At 36.4% G+C, this 21785-nt stretch carries 20 protein-coding genes; 13 read left to right on the plus strand and 7 right to left on the minus strand.

All coding sequences use genetic code 11. The features are described 5' to 3' along the window. Positions 1-27: 27 nt before the first annotated feature. Entirely contained in the window at positions 28-381 is a 354-nt protein-coding gene (locus FHY60_RS01550) for a PqqD family protein (protein WP_139902572.1), read from the plus strand. A gap of 120 nt (positions 382-501) precedes the next feature. Here FHY60_RS01550 and FHY60_RS01555 read toward each other — a convergent pair whose 3' ends face one another. Further along, positions 502-1563 carry an iron-containing alcohol dehydrogenase family protein gene (locus tag FHY60_RS01555; RefSeq protein WP_139902575.1) on the minus strand — a complete coding sequence of 354 codons (1062 nt, stop codon included), beginning with the start codon at positions 1561-1563 and terminating at the stop codon, positions 502-504. 198 nt (positions 1564-1761) lie between these two features. On the opposite strand from FHY60_RS01555, the gene FHY60_RS01560 reads away from it, so the two are divergent. Then, positions 1762-2283, plus strand: coding sequence for an RNA polymerase sigma factor (locus FHY60_RS01560; protein ID WP_163216076.1), 522 nt, complete (start codon positions 1762-1764; stop codon positions 2281-2283). A gap of 228 nt (positions 2284-2511) precedes the next feature. Then, positions 2512-4011 carry a methyl-accepting chemotaxis protein gene (locus FHY60_RS01565; RefSeq protein WP_139902581.1) on the plus strand — a complete coding sequence of 500 codons (1500 nt, stop codon included), beginning with the start codon at positions 2512-2514 and terminating at the stop codon, positions 4009-4011. A 46-nt stretch (positions 4012-4057) separates the two neighbouring features. Here the strand turns inward: FHY60_RS01565 and FHY60_RS01570 are convergent, their stop codons facing one another. The 3 genes from FHY60_RS01570 to FHY60_RS01580 form a co-directional block, all read right to left on the minus strand. Then, complete coding sequence (locus FHY60_RS01570; protein WP_139902583.1) at positions 4058-4627, minus strand: restriction endonuclease; 570 nt, start codon at positions 4625-4627, stop codon at positions 4058-4060. A gap of 10 nt (positions 4628-4637) precedes the next feature. Continuing rightward, on the minus strand, positions 4638-5204 hold the full coding sequence (locus FHY60_RS01575; protein WP_180375448.1) for a restriction endonuclease: 567 nt from the start codon (positions 5202-5204) through the stop codon (positions 4638-4640). A gap of 81 nt (positions 5205-5285) precedes the next feature. After that, the gene (locus FHY60_RS01580) at positions 5286-6314 is read right to left on the minus strand and encodes a threonine aldolase family protein (protein WP_139902590.1); all 1029 of its coding nucleotides are present in this window, start codon (positions 6312-6314) and stop codon (positions 5286-5288) included. A 537-nt stretch (positions 6315-6851) separates the two neighbouring features. Between FHY60_RS01580 and FHY60_RS01585 the strand changes: the two genes are divergently transcribed. After that, positions 6852-7739 carry an ABC transporter ATP-binding protein gene (locus FHY60_RS01585; RefSeq protein WP_139902593.1) on the plus strand — a complete coding sequence of 296 codons (888 nt, stop codon included), beginning with the start codon at positions 6852-6854 and terminating at the stop codon, positions 7737-7739. Between the two features lie 2 nt (positions 7740-7741). Beyond that, on the plus strand, positions 7742-8893 hold the full coding sequence (locus FHY60_RS01590) for an ABC transporter permease subunit (protein WP_139902595.1): 1152 nt from the start codon (positions 7742-7744) through the stop codon (positions 8891-8893). Positions 8894-8989: 96 nt separating this feature from the next. Here the strand turns inward: FHY60_RS01590 and FHY60_RS01595 are convergent, their stop codons facing one another. Further along, positions 8990-10039: an MATE family efflux transporter gene (locus FHY60_RS01595; protein ID WP_243122196.1), complete on the minus strand. Its 1050-nt coding sequence runs from the start codon at positions 10037-10039 to the stop codon at positions 8990-8992. Between the two features lie 463 nt (positions 10040-10502). Between FHY60_RS01595 and FHY60_RS01600 the strand changes: the two genes are divergently transcribed. From FHY60_RS01600 to FHY60_RS01620, 5 genes are all read left to right on the plus strand, one after another. After that, positions 10503-12176 carry a peptide ABC transporter substrate-binding protein gene (locus FHY60_RS01600; protein WP_139902597.1) on the plus strand — a complete coding sequence of 558 codons (1674 nt, stop codon included), beginning with the start codon at positions 10503-10505 and terminating at the stop codon, positions 12174-12176. A 98-nt stretch (positions 12177-12274) separates the two neighbouring features. Continuing rightward, positions 12275-13216 carry an ABC transporter permease gene (locus FHY60_RS01605; RefSeq protein WP_139902600.1) on the plus strand — a complete coding sequence of 314 codons (942 nt, stop codon included), beginning with the start codon at positions 12275-12277 and terminating at the stop codon, positions 13214-13216. Continuing rightward, a complete protein-coding gene (gene opp3C, locus FHY60_RS01610; RefSeq protein WP_139902603.1) occupies positions 13209-14273 on the plus strand; it encodes an oligopeptide ABC transporter permease in 1065 nt (354 codons plus the stop codon). The genes FHY60_RS01605 and opp3C overlap by 8 nt, the downstream gene beginning before the upstream one ends. Before the next feature lie 13 nt (positions 14274-14286). Then, the gene (locus FHY60_RS01615; protein WP_139902606.1) at positions 14287-15366 is read left to right on the plus strand and encodes an ABC transporter ATP-binding protein; all 1080 of its coding nucleotides are present in this window, start codon (positions 14287-14289) and stop codon (positions 15364-15366) included. Further along, complete coding sequence (locus FHY60_RS01620; RefSeq protein ID WP_139902609.1) at positions 15356-16285, plus strand: ABC transporter ATP-binding protein; 930 nt, start codon at positions 15356-15358, stop codon at positions 16283-16285. Before FHY60_RS01615 ends, FHY60_RS01620 begins: the two co-directional genes overlap by 11 nt. A 57-nt stretch (positions 16286-16342) precedes the next feature. Here the strand turns inward: FHY60_RS01620 and srtB are convergent, their stop codons facing one another. Further along, positions 16343-17272 carry a class B sortase gene (gene srtB, locus FHY60_RS01625; RefSeq protein ID WP_139902611.1) on the minus strand — a complete coding sequence of 310 codons (930 nt, stop codon included), beginning with the start codon at positions 17270-17272 and terminating at the stop codon, positions 16343-16345. A 347-nt stretch (positions 17273-17619) separates the two neighbouring features. On the opposite strand from srtB, the gene FHY60_RS01630 reads away from it, so the two are divergent. The 3 genes from FHY60_RS01630 (at position 17620) to FHY60_RS01640 (ending at position 20218) form a co-directional block, all read left to right on the plus strand. After that, positions 17620-17958 carry a hypothetical protein gene (locus FHY60_RS01630; RefSeq protein ID WP_163215934.1) on the plus strand — a complete coding sequence of 113 codons (339 nt, stop codon included), beginning with the start codon at positions 17620-17622 and terminating at the stop codon, positions 17956-17958. A gap of 144 nt (positions 17959-18102) precedes the next feature. Further along, the gene (locus FHY60_RS01635; RefSeq protein ID WP_139902616.1) at positions 18103-18672 is read left to right on the plus strand and encodes a nitroreductase family protein; all 570 of its coding nucleotides are present in this window, start codon (positions 18103-18105) and stop codon (positions 18670-18672) included. 220 nt (positions 18673-18892) lie between these two features. Continuing rightward, positions 18893-20218: a methyl-accepting chemotaxis protein gene (locus FHY60_RS01640; RefSeq protein ID WP_139902619.1), complete on the plus strand. Its 1326-nt coding sequence runs from the start codon at positions 18893-18895 to the stop codon at positions 20216-20218. 519 nt (positions 20219-20737) lie between these two features. Here FHY60_RS01640 and FHY60_RS01645 read toward each other — a convergent pair. Beyond that, on the minus strand, positions 20738-21502 hold the full coding sequence (locus FHY60_RS01645; RefSeq protein ID WP_139902624.1) for an SDR family NAD(P)-dependent oxidoreductase: 765 nt from the start codon (positions 21500-21502) through the stop codon (positions 20738-20740). Positions 21503-21785: the final 283 nt, after the last annotated feature.

A 21785-nucleotide genomic window follows, 5' to 3' on the forward strand; every position in this document is an offset into this window, starting at 1 on the left:
TACAAATCTGCATAATAGGTGATAACAATGAAACATAAAAAGAAAAAGGAGGATAACTTCCTCCTTTATGTACCTAAAAGGAAACATACAAACTGGAAAGATGAGAAAGGTAAAGTTTACCTGATCTTTCAGCATGATAAACAGGCAGAAAAGTTCCTCCGATGGCTTGTTAAAAAGCCCTATATTACTTATTTAGAGCTGGATGACTTGAGCTCAAGCACCTGGAGGATAATTGACGGCAAGAAATCAGTATACGAAATAGGACAGTGTCTGCTGAAACAATACGGCAGTTACTGTCAGCCGGTAAATGAAAGACTGATAATGTTTTTAAGATACTTAAATAAAAAAGGCTGGATAAGTTTTGAAAGAGGAAAACAGTAGAGTATATTTAAGGAAAATTGCTAAGCAAATTTCATAATTACTCATTACTCATCATTCATTGAAAGATGTGCTTCGCACTTTCTTTCAACTGTACCCCAAGTATTTTACCTGACAACAGCCTTAAATCAGTAGTTCCCGCAATATCTCATCCTCATACAACAGCCTTTTTGCTGCCTCTCTGTATTCAGGTATATGTATGTAGGTACACCGGTCAGGTTTTATTTTCGGAGCTTCTTCAATAGCCCTTTCAAAGTCAGCTTTTTTCATGTCCAGGGTTTTTACGTAATCAAAAAATCCGGTGGAAGTAAAGACCTTGATGACTCTTTCAAATCTATGCTGCTGAACCTTGCTCATGAGGTAGGTAGCCACGCCTACTTGAATTCCATGAAGCTGGGGCTTTTCGTATAACTTGTCAAGAGCATGAGAGATGAGATGCTCACTGCCGCTGGCCGGGGCACTGTCTCCGGCAATTTCCATGGCTATGCCGCTCATGGTAAGGGAATCCACTAGTTCTTTTAGAAAAAAGTCATCCTTTATAGTTTTGAATTCAGTTCTAACAAAGCTGTTTACTGCTTTTTTAGAGATCATTACAGCAAAGTCGTCCATTATGGCTTTGCCCATCTTTTCTTCAAACTGCCAATCATAAAGGGCGGTTATCTTGGACACCAAGTCACCAATACCTGAGTATAAGAATTTTTCCGGCGCACTTCTTATAATATCTATATCTACTATTATTCCGTAGGGCATTGAAGCAGTTACGGAGGTCCTCTTGCCTTCTATCATAAGGGAAGCGTTGGAGCTTGAAAAGCCATCATTGGAGGTAGAGGTTGGCACACTGATAAAAGGGAGTTTTCTTAGAAAAGCCATATATTTAGCAGCATCTAGAACTTTACCCCCTCCTATACCGATTATAGCTTCAGTTTCCTTTGAAAGAGAAAAGGCATGATGGATTATCTCGTTTATGTCAACATCATCGATTTCCTGCATGCTAAGCAGGTCTAAGTTAATTTCCTTTAAAGATGCCAATACAGCGGTGCCAAAGAGAGTCTGTAAGCCGCTGCCAAAATAAATGGCAACCCGTGTAAAGCCATTCATTTTTACTAGGTAACCTATATTAGGCAAGTTTCCTTTTCCTACATCCAAAATTGAGGGAATAGCTATTCTGTTTACACTATTCTTCATATCAATTACCGCCTTTGAACAAATAAATTAATTATAATATATGTTACCCATTCACTTATGCAGTTATAAAGAAAAAAGTTAAGAAATATGTAAGAATTTTGTTAGCTTATCTTAATATTCTTTTAACCTTTTATTTACTTTCCTGATTTACAATTATATTGTGATATTAATGCTTTATAGATAGAGGAGAGAAAACAAGTGAAATACATAGATAAGCAGCAGGATACATATTTCGAAGAGTTGTATAATAAGTATAACAGGGTAGTTTTCAATCATATATTCATGTCCATAAAGGACTATTGGCAAGCTGAAGATTTGACCTCAGAGGTGTTTATTAAAGTATATAAACACCGGGATAAAATAAATGATATTGAAAAAAGCAGTAAGTGGGTAATTACTATAGCGAAGAACACATTGATTGATTATTACAGAAAAACAAAACGCGAGGTTCCCAGTGAAGATATAGATGTTGAGGCACACTGGGAGCAGGGCTATGATAATTTGCTGATCAAAGATGACTTTGAAAGAGTTAAGAATGCACTGGACCAATTGAATTCCGTTGAAAAGAAAATGGTAGACCTAAGATACTATTATGGAATGAAGCATAAAGATATAGCTAAAATTATGAATATGACGGAAAGTGCTGCCAGAGCTAAACTTGGAAGAACAATAAATAAGCTGAAGGTATATGGTAAAGGTAGATATCCTAACGCGTCATAAAGCTATAAGGAAAGGCACAGAAATGTGCTTTTTTGTTTATCTAGTATTTTTTCTATCTTTGCCCACTAAAATTATGCTCTAACCAATTTTTGGGACAAAAACAACGTCCCTCTGTGCCGATTTTTGGGACAAAAACAACGTCCCTCTGTCCCTTACTTGTACTTTATGATAAAATGAGATAGAAAAATATTATCTAAATACATCAAAAAATGTAAAGGGGAGAGTATAGTGGCAAAAGATATGAATAGCAGCGTTTTCAATTTCGAAAAAGTTGCTAAAGTAAACTACATAATGATTTTAGTCTGCTCTTTTATTTTGGCGGTACAAGCATTCTATACCCGTGAAAGAGAATTAGCAACAAAGATAGCACTATTTATGCTTATAACCAGTATATGTGCATCTATCATTTACTTTATGTATCGTAAAAAATGGCTTCCATCATTGGCTGTTGGGGTTATACTGCCCTTATGTCCTGCGGCTATAGCATTTATTCTATTATATCTTGAAGGTGGATTTAGATTTTTCCTAGTAATACCAATTGCAGCGGTCATGTCAGCCTTTTACTTTAGACGGGATATTTTATTTGTCTATACGGCATTGATTGACCTCTTATTAATTGGTTATTTCATAGCCTTCCCTGACAAATTATTAACAGGGGATGGAGGGATTAGGGAATTTATCACCCGTATGTTCATGATTAATCTAAACTCATTAATCCTATACTTCCTGACAGACTGGGGGAGAAGTTTAGCGGAGGCATCAAAGCAAAGAGAGGAAGAGGCCAGATTACTGCTAGATAAGCTTAAGAATACAATGGAAGTAGTAAAGAAAAATTCTTTAGTTTTGAATGATAATATTAAGAAAAGCAGTCAGGATATCTCTGATACAAAAGAGATAAGTGAAGGAGTAACCGCAGCAGTACAGCAAATGGCAAGCGGCGCAGAGGAAGAAGCCACCAGCTTAAACAGTGTAAATGACTTAATGCTTCAGGCTTTTAATAATGTGAAGCTGGCACAGGAAGTATCTAATGATACAATGAAGCTCTCACAACAGGCAGACCATAAGGTGGTTAAGAGCAGTGAGGAAATGAAACAGCTTAGCTCAGAAATGATTATAGTAAAAGGAGCAATAAGTTCTGCTTTAGCAACGGTAACAAAACTGGATGAAAAGATGAATATAATCAATGGACTACTAACAAGCATAACAGCAATCTCCGATCAGACAAACCTCTTGGCCTTAAATGCGGCTATTGAATCAGCCAGAGCAGGAGAAGCAGGCAGAGGCTTTGCCGTAGTATCTGAGGAAATAAGAAAGCTGTCAGAACAGACAAAGGTAACTGCCGCTGAAATCGAACAGGTTATCAAGGATATCAATATGGCTACAGATACTACTATTGAAGAAGTAAGGAGAGGAAATCAAGCAGCAGAAAATGGACATGTTGTTGTGGAAAGAACAAATCAAGTCTTTGGAGAAATCCAGGAAGCCTTCCGATCTGTAAAGAGAAATGTCAATAAACAGGTTGAAGTTATGAATGGTGTAACAGAAGCCTTTACAGATATTCAAGAGCGTATAGGAAATGTAGCAAGTATAACCGAGGAACATTCCGCTACATCTCAACATTTACTAAAGGAGATAGAGACTCAGAACAGCAGAATAATCAGTATTAATGAAGAGCTCACCAAGCTTCGAGAAATCAGTAATGAACTTACGGTAATAACAAAAGCATAGTGATCTATTATTCATTAAAAAAACTGCGTTAAGACGCAGTTTTTTTCTATGCCGAGGATCTTTTCTGCTTAGAGTGTAGTTTCCAATACAATTCCACCAAAGCCTTTCCATCAATAAATTTAATATCAATCCCCTTCGGCAGAGATTTGATGTATTTATAGCAGCCATCCACAATTATGCCGCTTGTAATAATCACGCCATGAGAGATCCCATCGTGTACCATTGCTCCCACCAGTTTTTTGCAGACATGTTCATCGACCTTGTGTTTGGCGTAGCTGTCATAGAGGTATCTTTTACATTCAACGTAGGTATCCAGATTGTTATATCTGCATATTATATCTTTTCCCCCATCCGGTCCCATAGGTGTCTGTTTTATGTTGGAGTAACCGAGGTTAGAGATAAACTCTCCGCACCAATATTCAAACTCCCGAGGGGTCAGGCTGTGCACGTCATCCAAATTAATTAAACCCATTTTCCAACGGTCCAGATTTTCTCGGGTGCGTAGTATGGCCTTAACCAGATCGATAGCATATGAAATATCTTTAATAAAAAATATGGCTGCAATGGTTATTGAGAGTACAAAAATACCATTTAGAAAGTTATATAAAGTATACATAGACTACCTCCTAATCAAGATTGGCTACTAAGTATTGTTTTTGATTTCTTCTATGAAGTCTTGTAAGTTCACAGCCATCAACTAATTTCACATAGTACCCCATGGGCATTGTGGCCGCAAATTCACTGGCCTCATCACTGAAATTACCATTAGTTATAACATAACCAATCTTAATATTATCCCGTTCCAGGGTACCAAGAAATTCTTGCACTTCTGGTCTACCTACAGTTGGGTAATCATCTTCGTCTAAAGGTGTATCTTTAGGGTTTAGTTTAATAAATTTAATATATGCGTCACTGCCGTTAATAAATGCTTTAATCTGATAGCTGTCTGAAAGTTTATAGGACATAACTTGTAGATTTGAAAAGCCCAGCTCAGTTAAAATTCCAAGACTCCATGTAATAAAGCTTGCATTGGATAAACTAGAAAGATCCCTCCTAGAAGCCAATCCATAGTTTAATTTATTTCTGGTATTGGATAATTTGGCTTTAGCCTTAAAATCTAAAATTACCATTCCAATTATTTTTAGCGCCACAATCAGTGATATTATACGAAACATCTTTTCTAAGAAATCCATCATAACCCTCCTGAAGCTTATTTATTTAAAATTATTGCCAATTAGCCAGCTTATATTCCGCAGAGGATTATAATAGAAAGTTTATTCAGTCAAATCCCTTAAGTCTTTTATAAAATTCAAAACTGCTTCTTCCTTAGTAGCCCAGGAGGTTACCAATCTGATTGATGAGTTATTCTCATCTACCTTTGACCAAACATAGAAGGTATACTTATGCTGCAGCTTTTCTATGATGATGTTAGGCAGAATAGGGAATATTTGATTTGAGGGGGAGTGGGTTAAGAATTTGTAGCCCATGGAAGTTAGGTCTTTTCTTATCTGCCTAGCTAATTCATTTGCATGTGCTGCTAGTTCAAAATATAAATCATCTTTAAAAAGCTCAAGAAATTGTATTCCAAGAATTCTTCCCTTAGCCAGCAGGGCTCCCTTTTGTTTCATATGGAATCTGAAGTCTTCCTTCAGAGAGGGCTTACAGATTACAAGTGCTTCGCCCAGTAATGCTCCGTTTTTGGTACCGCCGATGTAAAAGGCGTCTGTCAAAGCAGCAAGGTCTGAAAGCTCAAGGTCGTTTTCCTCAGAACACAAAGCGGAGCCCAGCCTTGCCCCATCCATAAACAGTAGGAGATTTTTTTCTCTGCAAAAGCTGCTTATCTCCTCAAGCTCAGCCTTTTTGTATATTGATCCAATTTCTGTAGGATTTGATATGTACACAAGTTTAGGCTTAACCATATGCTCATCGGTGTGGGCATCCAGGGCAGCTTTTATAAGATTGGCAGTAAGCTTGCCATTATCTGACTCCATGGAGATAATCTTGTGACCGGTAGCTTCTATAGCACCGGTTTCATGAACCAGTATGTGGCCGGTATTTGCTGCTATGACTGCCTCATGAGACCTTAGAAAAGCAGAAATTGCAGTCAGATTAGTCTGGGTACCGCCGGAGAAAAAATGGATATCCACATCTTTATTTTTTATCTTACCTTTTATAAGTTCTACAGCTTTTGCTGTATAGCAGTCCTCACCATAGCCATCGGTCTGTTCAAGGTTTGATTCTATAAGGGCCTGTAAGATTCTTGGATGTGCTCCCTCACTATAATCGTTCTTAAAACTGTACATTTTATTCCTCCTGTAGTTAATCAATATTGTTAGTTTTACTTATTATTAGTATATAATACAAATAGGAATTTGTATATTACAGGAGGATGGGGGTTAAATGAAGAGATTAAAGCTAAAGAAGATGTAGCCTTTATAGTGGACAGCAATCCTAAGCAGGTCCTTGATATATACTTTCCGGAAAACATAATAGATAAGTTTCCAATAAATGTATTTATAATAATTTTAATCTTGCACCTTAGTTGAAACATTGTCAACATTTACAAAATATAGAGCTTAATGTATAATTTTGGCTAATGAGGGGAGAGTGAGGTAATATGATAAAAAGTCTAAGAAAAATAATCATAAAAAATTAACTTTTGTTAATGGATACTATTACACTGAGTCTAGTGAAAATATTACAACTGCACTTGACATAATTTTAGGTAGATATGTAACACATTATACTCGTACATATTATACCTATTAATTACTGGAAGATATTAATTATATAAATAAGCCCCCTCAAGATTTAAGGAGGAGAAAATGAATATATTATAAGTGGAGAATTTATCTAAAAGTTTCGGTGGCAAACAAATAATAAAAAATATTAGTTTTAATGTAGAACAAGGCGAGATTATTGGATTTGTAGGCCCAAACGGTGCAGGAAAAACTACAACTCTAAAGTTAATATCAAATTTGATTTTTCCGGAGTCAGGAAGGATTATAATAGACGGAAATGATATAATGAAAAACCGAGAAAAAGCTTTGGAAAAAATTGCAGTGATGATTGAGAGTCCAGGGCTTTACAGAAATCTAAGTGGTAAAGGTAATCTCAAGATAGTTCAAAGGCTTAGGAGAAAATCTAAGGCTCTATTAGATGAAATAATTGAGTTTATAGGCTTAAGTGATAGAATTGATGTAAAAGTTGCTAAATATTCCTTGGGAATGAAACAACGATTAGCTTTAGGTATGTGCTTATTATGTGAACCTAGGTTGTTGATTTTGGATGAACCAACAAATGGCCTAGATCCAACGGGAACAATGGAATTCAGAGAATTAATTACTACACTTGCTAAGAGAGAAAAAATATCTGTATTATTTTCATCTCATTTACTTAGTGAAGTAGAAAAAATCTCTGACAGAATTATGTTTATAAAAGATGGACAAATAGTTACTATTAAGAGCATCAAGGATATAGGTGATAATACTTCATATAGAATTCAAGTTAGTGATGTGTTAAAATCCAAAGCTGTATTAGAGAATTCAGAATATATTAATAGTATATCAAATACTGATACGAATATTATTTTAGTTAGTATAAAGAATAATAAATTGAGTAATGTACTTAATTTACTGAGCACTAATGATATAGACTTTTGGGATATAGAAAAGGTTGGGTCAAGTATAGAATCTGACTATTCTGACATATATAAAGGAGTAAATTAATTATGTATAACTTAATGCTGACGGAAATAAGAAAGTTCTTCTGTAAGAGAAAGAACATATTAACTATATTGGGGCTTTGTGCCTTACTCCTTATTTACGTATTTGCCAATAATTCATTGGATAATTTAAAAACTGAATCTAAACTAAGCAGCTATAAGGAAGAATTAAAATCATCGCAAGACTCACTTACTACTCTAAAACAAACTTATGATAGTAGTAAAAGTGATATGAAAAAATTAGGTATGTTAATCCAACGACTTGAAGAAAACATCGAGCTTATGAATGAAAGAAACAGTAGTGCATTAAGAGGCGATTGGAAAACAGAAATAAAGAATCAAATAGAACTTGATAAAAATCTTTTAAGTGATATAAATCTAGGAAATGCTATTTCTGGAGAAGATACAGCCTCAATTGAGAAAAGGATTAAAAAGAATCAGCTTTTACTTGATAGTAATATAGAGCCTGTGAATGAAGAAGCGTCTATGACAGCATATAATTTTATAAGACTTGCATTTAGAGATGTACTCCCGATAGTTCTAATAATTTTTGTGCTCTTATTGTCATCTGATGTTGTATCCAGTGAAAGTGATGAAGGTACTTTTAAAGTCTTACTTACACAGCCCATATCCAGAGCAAAGATCTTATTTTCAAAAATTATTGCAATTAGCTGTATCATTACAATAATTACATTTGCTATTCTAGGATTGTTTTTTCTAGCACTTGGTTTTACAAAAGGCTCTGGAAATCCAAATTACCCTACTGAGTTTGCAAATATTAACTTTAAATCACTTTTCTATGGTAACAATGGTTCAATTTTACAAGGGTTTATCGGTATTGGACAGTTTATACTACTCATTTTACCAATGCAAGTTTTATTAGTTATATTTATTTCGTCTATTGGTGTTTTAGTGTCTACCATAGTGCAGAATAGTACTGTATCAATTAGCGTCGCTGTTATAGGAGCAGTCTCAATAAACATACTAAATAATCAATTACATTTTTTCAAAAAAGTAAGTCATTTAATTCCGCTGACTTATTGCAATATTGTGGAATTACTAAATGGGAATTTAATTACTAAATTTAATAACAACGTAACATATTTTAATGGCGTACTAATTATCTGCTCCTTTGCAATTGTATCAATTGCTGCATGAGTAATAGTTTTTAGAAAAAAGGATATTACTTGTTAAACAAAAAAAGGCTCCCCAGTAAATACTGAGGAGCTTTTTGCAGTAATGTCCAAGCAACTATTATTTTTCAAACTGCAGCTTTCTTTTCCACCGTCCGCTGATAAATCGAATCAACAGCAAAATAAAGCGCAGCACATTATCTGCCACCATACAAATCCATACTGAATTAAGGCCAAAGCCTAAGAGGGAAACGCATATGTAGGTAGACACTATGCGGATACCCCACATGCTCACCACCGATGGAAAGAAGGAGGCCTTCGTATCCCCCACACCGTTAAAAATACCTTCCAAGATAATGAGGGCACCGAACATGGGCTCAGAAACAGCTACAATCCTTAGGACTGAGGCGCCGGCTTTAATTACTTCAGGATCTTGGGTAAAGATAGACATCATGGTGTCGGGGAATATAAAAAGTATTGTTCCGGTTATAGTCATAACAGCTATAGCCATTTGTAGTACAGTAATCGATACCTGGTGCAGCTTCTTTTCGTTCTTTTCACCTAAAGCCTGTCCTGCTAGGGTGGAGGCAGAGGACTGCATGCCATAGCCCGGGATATAAAAGGCCTGCTCCGCTGTTAGTGCTATAGAGTGGGCTGCAAAGGAGATAGTACCTAATTTTGTTACCAAGGATGTAAATACCACGTGGCCCAGAGAAGTTGCTATACGCCTCCCACTTACACAGTATGCAATAGCGGTAGCCACCGCAGCGCCTACTATACCTAGGCCGGCACCATACATATGAAAACTAAAGCCCCCTAAGCGTATCACTCGACTGTCATAAATCAGAAGAAAGTTAAGCACCACATTAACTAAATTCATGGCAAGATTAACCTTCATTGGGGTTTTCGTATCTCCGCTGGCTCTCAGTACAGCACCCAATATTATGGCTGAAGCACGGAATAGCATAGGAAGGCATACTATAGCAAAGTATATCGATGCATCTCTTTGGATTTCAGATGCACCACCTAACCATTTGGGCAGAAAGGGGCTGACGGATAAAGTAATTATTGTGATTGCAATCCCCAATACCAAGGTCATTATAATGGCTTGTACAGATGCTAGCTTTGCCCTATCATATTTTTTTCCACCGAGATGTGAGGTGCCAGGCACCTCTATTATTTTCTATCAATTCCGAAGTTTATCCACCCTGTATATCAGAAGTCAAGCTGTCGCCTACCATTAAATATTTCGTATTTCATAATATTTCCTCCAATATATTACAACAATAAATTAATAAAATACCATAAGAAAATATAATATAAAATGTTTTATAGCCTTTTCTCAGCATATAGAATAATTAGTTTTTTGTTTTGTTTTATAGTATATAATTTCATGATTTAAATAGCTGAAGTGTCAAGTGGAATTATATATTTTTCCAGCTAGAAGGTTATGGAAAATTAATAGTTTATCAATAATGGTTTGGAAATAATATTAAAATAAAATTAAAATATGTGGGTAATTATTAAATATTCGTATTGACAACGAAAAAAATGAATATATAATATTATTTATAATAGCGGAGGCATATACTATAATATGTTCTGTTTTAAAAAAATAAATAGGGGGTTAAAAAATGAAAAGTGTTAAGAAAATATTGTCACTGGTTGTGGCAATGGCCTTGACAGTTAGCCTGGCTGCTTGTGGTGGGGAGAAAAGCACCGGCACTGATACTAAGAGCAACACAAACACCAGCACACAGACACCTAATGATAATGGTGGACAAGTCCTAAAGGTGCAGCTGGATGTTGAAGTTGCTTCCATGGACCCGCAAATTGCTACAGATGGTACTTCCTTCGAAGTAATGTCAGCAATTACAGAAGGTTTGTATTCTGTAGATGAAGCTGGTTCACCAATAAAAGCTATGGCAAAGGATATGGAGAAAAGTGAAGATGGGTTAACATATACCTTTACCTTAAGGGATGCTAAATGGTCAAATGGTACACCTGTAACAGCTCACGATTTCGTATTTGCTTGGAGACGTCTCGTTAATCCGGCAATTGCCAGTGAATATGCATTTATAGCTGGAATTGCAGGTATAAAAAATGCTGATGATATAGCAGCAGGTAAAAAGAGTATAGAAGAATTAGGCGTTACTGCTAAAGATGATAAGACTTTGGTGGTTGAACTATCTCATCCGGTAACATACTTTGAATCCTTAATGGCCTTCCCTTCATTCTTACCAGTTAATGAAGAGTTCTTTAAGCAAGCTGGAGACAAGTTTGGAACATCACCGGACACTATTCTAAGTAATGGTCCTTTCAAAATTAAGGCTTATGAACCAGCAGCTACTACAATAGTACTGGAAAAAAATGCAGATTACTGGGATGCCGGTGCTGTTAAGCTAGCTGGTATACAGTACCAAGTTATAAAGGAAGCTCAACAAGCTATGCTGTCATATCAGAATGGCGACTTAGACGTTGCAACCCTTTCAGGAGAACAGGTAGAGCAGTTTAAAGCTGATCCTGAATTCCATAATATCATGGAAGGATACCTATGGTATATCTCTCCAAACCAAAAGGTTGCGGGCTTAGAAAATGTAAATCTTCGTAAGGCACTAGCATTATCTTATGATAAGGCTGCAATTGCAAATAATATATTAAAAGATGGTTCCATAGTGGCAGACTTTGCAGTGCCTACATTACTTGCAACCGGTCCTGACGGAAAGGACTATCGTGAAACTGCAGGAACTTATCTTTCAACAGATAAAGCTAAGGCTGTAGATTATTACAATAAGGCAAAACAAGAACTAGGCAAGGATACCTTCACTTATACCATGATAGTAGAAGACACGGAATCTGCACAAAACGTTGCTCAATTTATTCAGGCTGAGATTCAAACAAATCTGCCTGGAGTTACAATTAAGATCGAGACAATGCCTAAGAAAAACAGAGTTGAAAGAATGCAAGCCGGAGACTTTGAAATTGGCTTAACCCGTTGGGGTCCTGACTATGCTGATCCTATGACATATCTGGATATGTGGACAACAGATAGTCCTAACAACTATGGTTTCTGGTCAAATAAAGAATATGATGCAATTATCCAATCTGCAAAAGACGGGGAACTTGCTCTAAATCCGGAAAAGAGATGGGAAGAATTAAAGAAAGCAGAAGCAATGGTAATGGATGAAGCTGTTATTTTCCCGGTATACCAAAAGGGTAGTGCTGTAATGATAAAGAACGGAGTTACAGGTATTGAATTCCACTCTGTTGGTATTAATAGAATCTATAAGAACGCTGCAAAGAACTAAAGATTCTGTATCATTGTTTAATATTACAGTGGTTAGCACCTAACCACTGTAATATTTATTATTGTGTTGTTTATACCCAAATAAAGGAGCGGTTGAACATGAAAAAATATTTGCTTAAGAGAATAGCTATCTCCGTAGCTACCTTAATGGCTATCTTATTGATATTATTCTTAATGCTTGAGTTTATGCCCGGCTCTCCATTCAATGATGAAAAGTTAACTGCAGATCAAATTGCATTATTAAATGCAAAGTATGGATTAGATAAACCGGTATTCATAAGATTTTTTAATTATGTAAAGAATATGCTCACTGGAGATTTTGGGGTTTCCTATACGATTTCAAAAAACACACCGATTTCTACATTATTGCAAACACGTTTACCCATATCATTAAGAATTGGGGGACAAGCTGTTCTGCTGGGAACCTTGGTAGGACTGGTTTTAGGTATAATAGCAGCTTTGAAGCACAATACAATTTGGGACACTATAACTACTGTCATTTCGGTTTTAGGTGTTAGTTTACCTTCTTATGTATTTGCACTAGCTTTGTCTTATAGTCTTGGATATAAGCTTAAGGTGTTTCCACTGTTGTATTCTATAAATTCACCTTTAGAATCCTCTGCACTTCCAACCATTGCTCTCTGTATGTTTACTATTGCAACAATAGCTCGTTTTACAAGGACGGAAATGCTAGAGGTGTTAGGCTCTGATTATATGCTTTTAGCCGAAAGTAAAGGCATAAGCGGTATTAGATTGATCGTCAAGCATCAGTTAAGGAATGCTTTGATACCAATTATTACAGTGTTGGCACCATTAATAGTAGGTTTGATGACAGGAAGCTTGGTTATTGAAAAGATATTTTCTATTCCCGGAATAGGAAGTCTCTTGGTGACGGCAATACAGTCCAATGACTATAATGTGATAGTTGCCTTATCCTTTATTTATAGTGCCATGTATATAGGTATTATGTTGGTAGTAGACATTTTATATGGTGTAATTGATCCAAGAATAAGATTAGCAAAGGAGGACAGCCATGAGTAATGATCTGATTAGACAAAATATAGAGTTTTTAGAAAATGATTTTGAATTAGTTGGAAAAGAAAATATATCTCAGGTTGATAAAATCTATGCTAGTCAATCCTATTGGAAAGATGTATTTAAGCGTTTTAAGCAGAACAAGGGTGCTATCATCGGACTTATCTGTATCATATTGATAACCATAATGGCCATTGTGGGAGTAGGACTTAATGAGCACACCTACGATTCTCAGATTATTGCTCATCAAAACCTTGCACCGAGAATTCCGGGCTTAGAAAAACTTGGGATATTTGATGGCAGTGAAACCATAAACACATCCACAGGAACCGTTAAAGTTAATAAGTATGTATCAGAGGATGGAAGCACAACCGGTTTGGAGGATGTTTATTACTGGTTTGGTACCGACATTTTAGGCCGAGATATTTTCACCAGAACTTGGATGGGTACCAGAATTTCTCTCTATATAGCATTAGTAGCGGTTTTAATTGACATGATTTTTGGATTGAGTTACGGCCTTATATCGGGTTACTTTGGCGGAGCGGTGGACAATGCCATGCAGCGTTTTGTTGAAATATTAAACGGTATCCCTAATCTAGTAATAGTAACCTTATTGATTATAGTATTGAAGCCCGGATTGCTTACAATTACCTTTTCCCTGATGATTACAGGTTGGATTGGTATGAGCCGTATAGCCAGAGCTCAGATGCTTAAGTTAAAAGAGCAGGAATTTGTTTTAGCCTCCAGGACCTTAGGGGCACGAGATTTCTTTATTATATTTAAGGAAATCCTGCCTAATATTTTAGGACAGATAATAACAAATACAATGTTCTCTATACCAAATGCTATTTTTACTGAGGCCTTCTTAGCCTTTATTGGATTGGGTGTTCCGGCTCCCATGGCCTCTTTAGGATCATTAATCAGTGATGCCTTTAAATCCTTCACCACTCATCCCTACATGATAGTGGCACCAATAGTAGTACTTGCTGTTTTGATGCTGAGCTTTAACCTGTTGGCTGACGGTATACGTGATGCCTTTGATCCTAAAATGAAAGAAATGTAGGAGGTGTGGATAGATGGAAAAAGAAAAGATATTATCAATTAGAGATTTATCTATATCCTTCAAGACATCATCCGGCAGGGTAAATGCTATCCGAGGGGTGGACCTAGATCTATACAGAGGAGAAACTCTGGCAATAGTAGGAGAAAGCGGCAGTGGTAAGTCTGTTACCATGAAAGCTGCCATGGGAATATTAAGCAACAATGGAGAGGTTAATTCCGGATCCATTAATTTCACTTACTATAGAGATGGTGAAAAAGTTGAAGTAGATATATTAAAGCTTTCAAAGAAGGAAATGAGAAAGAGGATAAACGGAAAGCGTATAGCAATGATCTTCCAAGATCCGATGACTTCCCTTAATCCTACTATGACCATTGGGGCACAAATTGTTGAAGGTATGATATGGCACTATAAAACTCCTAAAAAGGAAGCCTACAAAAGGGCTATTGAACTACTGGAGCTTGTTGGTATTAATGATGCTGAAAAGCGTATTAAAAATTATCCTCACCAGCTTTCCGGTGGTATGAGACAAAGAGTTGTTATAGCTATAGCACTGGCATGTAACCCTGACCTCTTGATCTGTGATGAACCTACCACAGCTTTAGATGTTACAATCCAGGCAAAGATATTAGAGCTTATAAAGGATATTCAAAAGAAGATGAATATATCCGTCATATACATTACTCATGACCTGGGAGTTGTGGCAAAGGTTGCGGATTATGTAGCGGTTATGTATGCAGGAAAAATTGTAGAAAAAGGAACTGTAGACGAGGTTTTCTATGATCCAAGACATCCTTACACCTGGGGCTTGTTATCGGCAATGCCTGACTTGGAGACAAAGGATGATAAACTTTATACCATACCCGGGACACCGCCAAACCTGGCAAGCGAAGTGAAGGGAGACCCCTTCGCTCCAAGAAACATATACGCATTGAATATTGATAACCGCCTTGAACCTCCAATGTTTAAAATTACGGATACTCATTATGCTGCAACCTGGCTATTGCACGAAAAGGCGCCTAAGGTTGAAATGCCCGAAGAGCTGAGGAACAGGATAGACAGAATGTTAAAGGAGGCGCATCAAGATGCAAAATAAGCAGCCTTTATTAGAAGTGAAAGATTTGAAGCAGTATTTCAGAATAAGCAGAAAGTTAACGGTTAAAGCTGTAAATGAAGTTAGCTTTGAAATATATCCCGGTGAAACCTATGGCCTGGTAGGTGAGTCCGGCAGTGGAAAGTCTACTATCGGCCGTTCTATAATCCGATTGTACAATCCTACAGGGGGTAAAATAATTTTTGACGGAGTTGATATCTCAGGCAAGTTATCAGAAAAGCAAAGAAAGCACTTGAGAATCAATATGCAAATGATTTTTCAAGACCCTATGGCTTGTTTAAATCCTCGTAAGAAGGTATTGGACATCATTGCACAGGGATTGGATATTCATAAACTATATAGCAGTAAGCAGGAAAGAGAAGAAAAAGTATACAGGATACTGGAGAAGGTAGGCCTATCTAAGGAGCATGCCACCAGATATCCCCACCAGTTCTCTGGTGGACAGAGGCAGCGTATTGGTATAGCAAGAGCACTGATAATGAATCCAAAGCTGATTATTGCAGACGAGGCCATCAGTGCCCTGGATGTATCTATTCAGTCTCAGGTAGTAAACCTGATGAAGGACATTCAGGCGGAGACTCATGCAGCCTTGCTATTTATAGCCCATGATTTATCCATGGTTAAGTATATCTCTGATAGGATTGGAGTATTGCACCTAGGATATTTACTTGAAACCGGAACTACTGAAGAGATATTCTCAAATCCTATCCATCCATATACTAAATCACTGTTATCAGCAATACCTCACCCTAATCCTGTTATGGAAAAGGCAAGAGTATCTGAAACCTATGATTATGGTACCAGTGGAATAAATTACGCTGCGGGAGTTAAACAACATGCTGGCGGAACCCATTATGTACTGGCTACCGACGAAGAATTTAAGAAGTGGTCAACTAAATAGAAGCAATCAACTAAAGCTTGTTTGAAAATCTAAACTTTCAAACAAGCTTTAGTTTTGTTATTTAATCATCTTAGCCAAAACTACAATTCTGGCGCCATCAAAGTTATAACCGCAGGTAGATATAGTCAAAAGAGTATCCTCAGGAGTCAGGGTGACCTCTCGGTATTGAACACTTTTACTGTTAATACTCTTTAAGAAGTTATTAATATCTTTTTGTGATCCAAGCTGTGGATTCCTATAGTCAAAGGATTCATGAACTATATAAACACCAAAGATCTTAAACTTGTAGCTGTTTGGAAATATGTCCAAATTTATGGCGTCATTTATTGTGAAAAAGTCATCTTCTTGGAATTTTATGATGGAGCCAAACATAGAACCGTCCTTCATATTATGACCATAGAGTATTATGTTTTGGCCGGAAAGCTTTTTTGGAGAACTTATGTCATTGGCTGTATCAACAAATATTGTGCCATGTCGGCTTTCTTTTTTTGTCACATCGTGGTCCAAGTAAAAACTATTGTCTGAGGTTTGTACTATGGGATAGCTTATGGGCGTATTATCGATTCTTATCCAGCCCTTAATGTCACTGTTTATTTCAAGCAGCCTGGAAACTTGCTTCTTAATTTCTTCTATCTTGGCTTGTTCCTCAAGTTTTCTTCTTTCCAAGGCATATTTATTTGCTACTTTTAGGGCAAAGGTCTTGTCTGCTTCATCTATATCCTGCTGAGAGGAAGCAGTGTCTTCAAATTCAAAATCTATATTTATATCCTGTGGAATACTCATTTGACCATTGGAACTTGTTTCAGCTGAAGAATTGATTTTATCATAGATTTTCGATAGTTCATCATTTAGAATTTTTGACTTGTGGTTATCTATAGCTCTGATTATAAGTACCCTTGAAGAAAGCAGAAATATGCAAAGTGAAATGGTAAATAGGATTTTATTAATAATGGAAGAATTTTTAAGTGAAAATTTTATTCTTCTCATTTAAGCCTCCTGATTAAATCATTCTGGATAAGTAGGTCAGAAAACGATTGTGAGCAGCCGTATTACAATACTTACATAGATTTTTGTCTTAATAATAAAGTATTATTAAAGGGTTGTCAACCATTTATAACTGGACAGAGCTAGTATATTTATTGTAGAATGCTATTTGGATAAACATATTTCGACAAAAATCCGAGCAGTCAAATTAATTCTAAGTTAAATCTATAAAATCAAGGGGGATTATCGAAGAGGTTAGAAAGTTAGCTTCTCAATCCTCGGAAGCAGTTACCAAAGTTAAGGAATTAATTGATACTATACAGACCAAGTCTAAATTCGCCGCAGAGGTGATGGCTCAGGCTAAAATAGTAGTTGCTGAACATGACAAGGTTGTGACAGAGGTTAATGATATATTTGATGAAATATCCCTTTCAGTGGGTAAGATGATAGATAATATAAAGAACATAAGTGAAAAAAGTTCTGTGATGTCCGATAAAAAGGAGGAGATGGTAGAAATACTTCAAAACTTATCGGCATCAACAGAAGAAAGTTCTGCAGCCACAGAACAAGTTTCGGCATCCGCTCAGCAGCAGCTGGCAGGTATGGAAGAAGTATTTACAAAGACCGAAGAGCTTTATGAACTTGCTGAAAGATTACAACAGGAAATTGACAAGTTCAGCATTGAATAATTGTCAACTGTCAATTTAAAACAACTGCGGCAAAACGCAGTTGTTTTATTATTTTGTTGGACTAAGCAAATGTTCAGACTATTTGAAAAGATACATTAATTATGTCATAATAGTTATATAAACACTGTAAAGGAGTTGTTAACATTGCTGCGTGACCTTGTATTGGCAAATAGAACCTATAGAAGGTTTTATGAAGATATAAAGATAGAAAGAGAAGTCCTGGAGGACCTAATAGATTTGGCCAGACTTTCTTCATCCGGGGCTAATCTCCAGCCTTTAAAGTACATACTTTCGTATAGTGAAGAGTCTAATAATTTTATCTTTCCAAATTTGAAATGGGCAGGATACTTGAAAGATTGGGATGGACCTTCCGTAGGTGAGAGACCCACAGCTTATATTGTTATGTTACTGGATAAAAACATATCAAAAAATCCAATGTGGGACCATGGCATAGCCTGTCAAAGCATTCTTCTAGGTGCCGCTGAAAAGGGGCTGGGAGGTTGTATGTTTGGCTCTGTAGATAGGGCAGAAGTTGCTAAGGCCTTCAATATTCCCGAAAACTTGGAGGTGCTATTAGTCATAGCCTTGGGAAAACCAAAGGAAGAAATTGTACTTGAAGACATCAAGGATCCCAAGGATGTCAAGTACTGGAGAGATGAAAATCAGGTTCACCATGTTCCTAAGAGAAAACTTGAAGATTTGCTAATAAATTAATATGGCATATAATCCACATAGCAGGATCTATGTGGATTTTTAATTAAAGCTGTCGAAAGTAATCACAGGAAAACTGCCAAACAGATAATTACTTGTGAGGTATATTTCACCATACTAAAATGTGACAAAAGCTATTTTGCTTCATGGTGTAATGTGATATAATGAAGCTATGATCATAGTAAGCAAAAAGTAAGTAATTGCTCTAGGAGAGGGGATATTTATGGAAAAGACAAAAGGTAAGAAAAATGTTCCTAGTAGAATAAGATCCAAATTGGTGGTGTCTTTATTATTGATTTCTATGATACCGTTGTCAGTAGTTGTCTTCATCAACTGGAAAGTTATGAAAATAGTTAACGAGGCTCAGTTAATTGAAGAGGCTAAAAGCATAAGAAGTTTAACATTACTTTCTATTGGAATAGTGTTTATTCTAGCAGTACTTTTTGCGGTACTTATGAGCAAATCAATAGCATCAAATATAAATAAACTGCAGGCTGCCATAAAAAAGGCTGCCAAGGGAGATTTGTTGGTAAGAACAGAAATAAAATCAAAGGATGAATTTGGACAACTATCTGATGATTTTAACGAAATGATATCACATTTTGAAAGCTTGATAAAAAACCTAAAGACTTCTTCCTTTGTAGTGTTTAATATTGCTGAAGTAATGGGTATGATGTCCGGTGAAATAAATACCGCTGCCAGTGAGGCAGCCTTAACGGTGACCCAATTGGCCCAAGGCAGCATGGAGCAGGCAAAGGATATAGGTCACAGCGTTGAATCATTGGGAGTTTTAGCATCAAATATAGATAATATCGAATCCTTAGCTGCAACAATTGAAAACATGTCTGTAGAAGCAAACAAGCTTAGTGAAAGCGGATTAAAGGTTATGGAAGTGCTTTTACAAAAAACTAAGGAAGGAAATATACAGACAGAAAATGTTTCATCAGTAGTTATGGATATGAATAAGTCCAGTGAGGAAATTGGATTAATCACAAATACCATAAATAATATTGCAGATCAAACCAATTTGCTGGCCTTAAATGCTGCCATTGAAGCTGCCAGGGCCGGTGAAGCGGGAAAGGGCTTTGCGGTAGTGGCAGAGGAGATTAGAAAACTGGCAGAACAATCTACTGTAGCAACAAAGCAAATTCAAGAATTGATTAACATGATAAATGCTAAATCAAATTTAGCTGCAGAAGCCATAGGTGAAACTAAGGTTGCTGTAGAAGCTCAAAATCAATCCGTTGCTGAGAGTATGAGATTGTTTGAGAGCATTTCTCAAGCCATTCGAAAATTGCAGAATGAAATAATCGGTACAAGAACAGCCATAAATGAAACCAAACAAAAGAAAGATGAAATATTGGTTAGAATGCAGAATATTTCTGCAGTGGCTGAAGAGTCTTCAGCCAGCGCGGAAGAGGTTGCTGCAGCAACAGAAGAAGTTTCAGCTACAATAGGTGAGTTTGCCAATGCTGCCGGCCAATTAAAGGAAGTTTCAGATAGCCTGGAAGCTGAAATTGGTAAGTTTATAGTTGGGGAAGATAAGTAGATTTATTTAGCAGGGGATTGAAACCCTGCTCTTTTATTGTATAAATTTTGCACTGTTTACTATTAGTAATGCCTTTTTCGCAGTAAAAGCGAAGGGACTATATAAAGAGAGCCTTGGTAAGGAAGCAGAGGAGAATTAAAATTCTGCCTTAATGGCATATGATGTCATCATGCTTGCATATAGAGCATGCCTACGATAATACTGAAGTAATCCTTAAGGGGTTACTTTTTTCTTTTGTCTGTTATAATCATGATAGCCATTGCAAGAAGAAGCGCAATTGGAATTCCAAAAGCAGCGATATAGGGGATTATATCTATCATAAAGCTAGCTCCTCTTATGAAAAATTATATAAGTTATTATTTTACAAAAATAATAAATGTATTCATAAGAAGCTTTTAGAAATTAAGAATTAAGAATGACAGTGAAAATTCAGCTCCGCTAAATTTCGTCCATCATTCTTAATTTTTAAATCGTAAGCATGTTTTGGTGTTAACCAAACCTATTTAATTAATAATACTCTTACTTCTTATACACTATGCCTCCGGTAGCTTGATGGGTAGCGGTAACGGTTACCTCACAAATCTGTACATGCTCCGGTACAGAAGCGGTATATAGAATGATGTCTGCTATATCCTCTGCAGTAAGAGGCTTGATACCTTCATAAACCTTGGCGGCTTTTTCAACATCTCCACGGAATCTAACTACGCTGAAGTTGGTTTCCACCAGACCGGGCTGAATATTGGTTACTCTGATAGGTGTTTCAACTATGTCCATTCTTAAGCCATCGCTTATGAATTTTACAGCGGCCTTAGTTGCACAGTACACAGCACCGCCAGGGTAGGCAGCAACACCTGCTAAGGAGCCAAGATTTATAACATGACCTCTTTGATTTTTTACCATGGTGGGAACTACCTTTCTGGTGAGGTATAAAAGTCCTTTGATATTAGTATCAATTACAACATCAAATTCATCCAATTTTCCATCCTGAACCTTTTCAAGACCTTGGGCCAAGCCGGCGTTGTTTACAAGGATATCTATATTCTTCAATTCTTTAGGTATGCTGTCAAATACAGCATCTATGGCATGCTTATCTCTTACATCAAGTTCATACGTATAGACCCTGGTATGATAGTTCTCCTCCAGCTCTTTCTTCAATTCATTGAGTTTAACTATATTTCTTGCACATAGCAGCAGTACAGCGCCTTCCTTTGCAAAACGCCTGGCTGTTGCCTCACCGATACCACTGCTGGCACCACTGATAAAAACTATTTTATCCTTAATCATTTTTTTACACCCCTTTTAATACTAATATCATTAAAACTTTATAACCATACTTATATAGCTATAAACATTTTATCAGAATAATATTTATAGGAAAATGTATTATCCTGTAAAGCTGCCTCTATCAAAAGGAATTCATTAGGATATTATATTGAACTTATAAACTGTCCCAAAGGTTACCAACAAAAGTATAGAAGGCAAAAACATATTGATTTAAAAGTTAAAATATGTTATATAAAAAATATGGGTTAGCACTCTGGATAATAGAGTGCTAAAATTAAGATTA

This window comes from Clostridium thermarum, from assembly GCF_006351925.1.
Classification (GTDB): domain Bacteria; phylum Bacillota; class Clostridia; order Clostridiales; family Clostridiaceae; genus Clostridium_AU; species Clostridium_AU thermarum.

Coding starts and splice junctions, on each gene's coding strand:
- FHY60_RS01605 (WP_139902600.1), top strand. CDS start 12,275: ATGAAAAAATATTTGCTTAAGAGAATAGCTATCTCCGTAGCTACCTTA.
- FHY60_RS01645 (WP_139902624.1), bottom strand. CDS start 21,502: ATGATTAAGGATAAAATAGTTTTTATCAGTGGTGCCAGCAGTGGTATC.
- FHY60_RS01630 (WP_163215934.1), top strand. CDS start 17,620: ATGGCTCAGGCTAAAATAGTAGTTGCTGAACATGACAAGGTTGTGACA.
- FHY60_RS01555 (WP_139902575.1), bottom strand. CDS start 1,563: ATGAAGAATAGTGTAAACAGAATAGCTATTCCCTCAATTTTGGATGTA.
- FHY60_RS01575 (WP_180375448.1), bottom strand. CDS start 5,204: ATGGATTTCTTAGAAAAGATGTTTCGTATAATATCACTGATTGTGGCG.
- srtB (WP_139902611.1), bottom strand. CDS start 17,272: ATGAGAAGAATAAAATTTTCACTTAAAAATTCTTCCATTATTAATAAA.
- opp3C (WP_139902603.1), top strand. CDS start 13,209: ATGAGTAATGATCTGATTAGACAAAATATAGAGTTTTTAGAAAATGAT.
- FHY60_RS01590 (WP_139902595.1), top strand. CDS start 7,742: ATGTATAACTTAATGCTGACGGAAATAAGAAAGTTCTTCTGTAAGAGA.
- FHY60_RS01570 (WP_139902583.1), bottom strand. CDS start 4,627: ATGTATACTTTATATAACTTTCTAAATGGTATTTTTGTACTCTCAATA.
- FHY60_RS01550 (WP_139902572.1), top strand. CDS start 28: ATGAAACATAAAAAGAAAAAGGAGGATAACTTCCTCCTTTATGTACCT.
- FHY60_RS01640 (WP_139902619.1), top strand. CDS start 18,893: ATGGAAAAGACAAAAGGTAAGAAAAATGTTCCTAGTAGAATAAGATCC.
- FHY60_RS01615 (WP_139902606.1), top strand. CDS start 14,287: ATGGAAAAAGAAAAGATATTATCAATTAGAGATTTATCTATATCCTTC.
- FHY60_RS01620 (WP_139902609.1), top strand. CDS start 15,356: ATGCAAAATAAGCAGCCTTTATTAGAAGTGAAAGATTTGAAGCAGTAT.
- FHY60_RS01580 (WP_139902590.1), bottom strand. CDS start 6,314: ATGTACAGTTTTAAGAACGATTATAGTGAGGGAGCACATCCAAGAATC.
- FHY60_RS01600 (WP_139902597.1), top strand. CDS start 10,503: ATGAAAAGTGTTAAGAAAATATTGTCACTGGTTGTGGCAATGGCCTTG.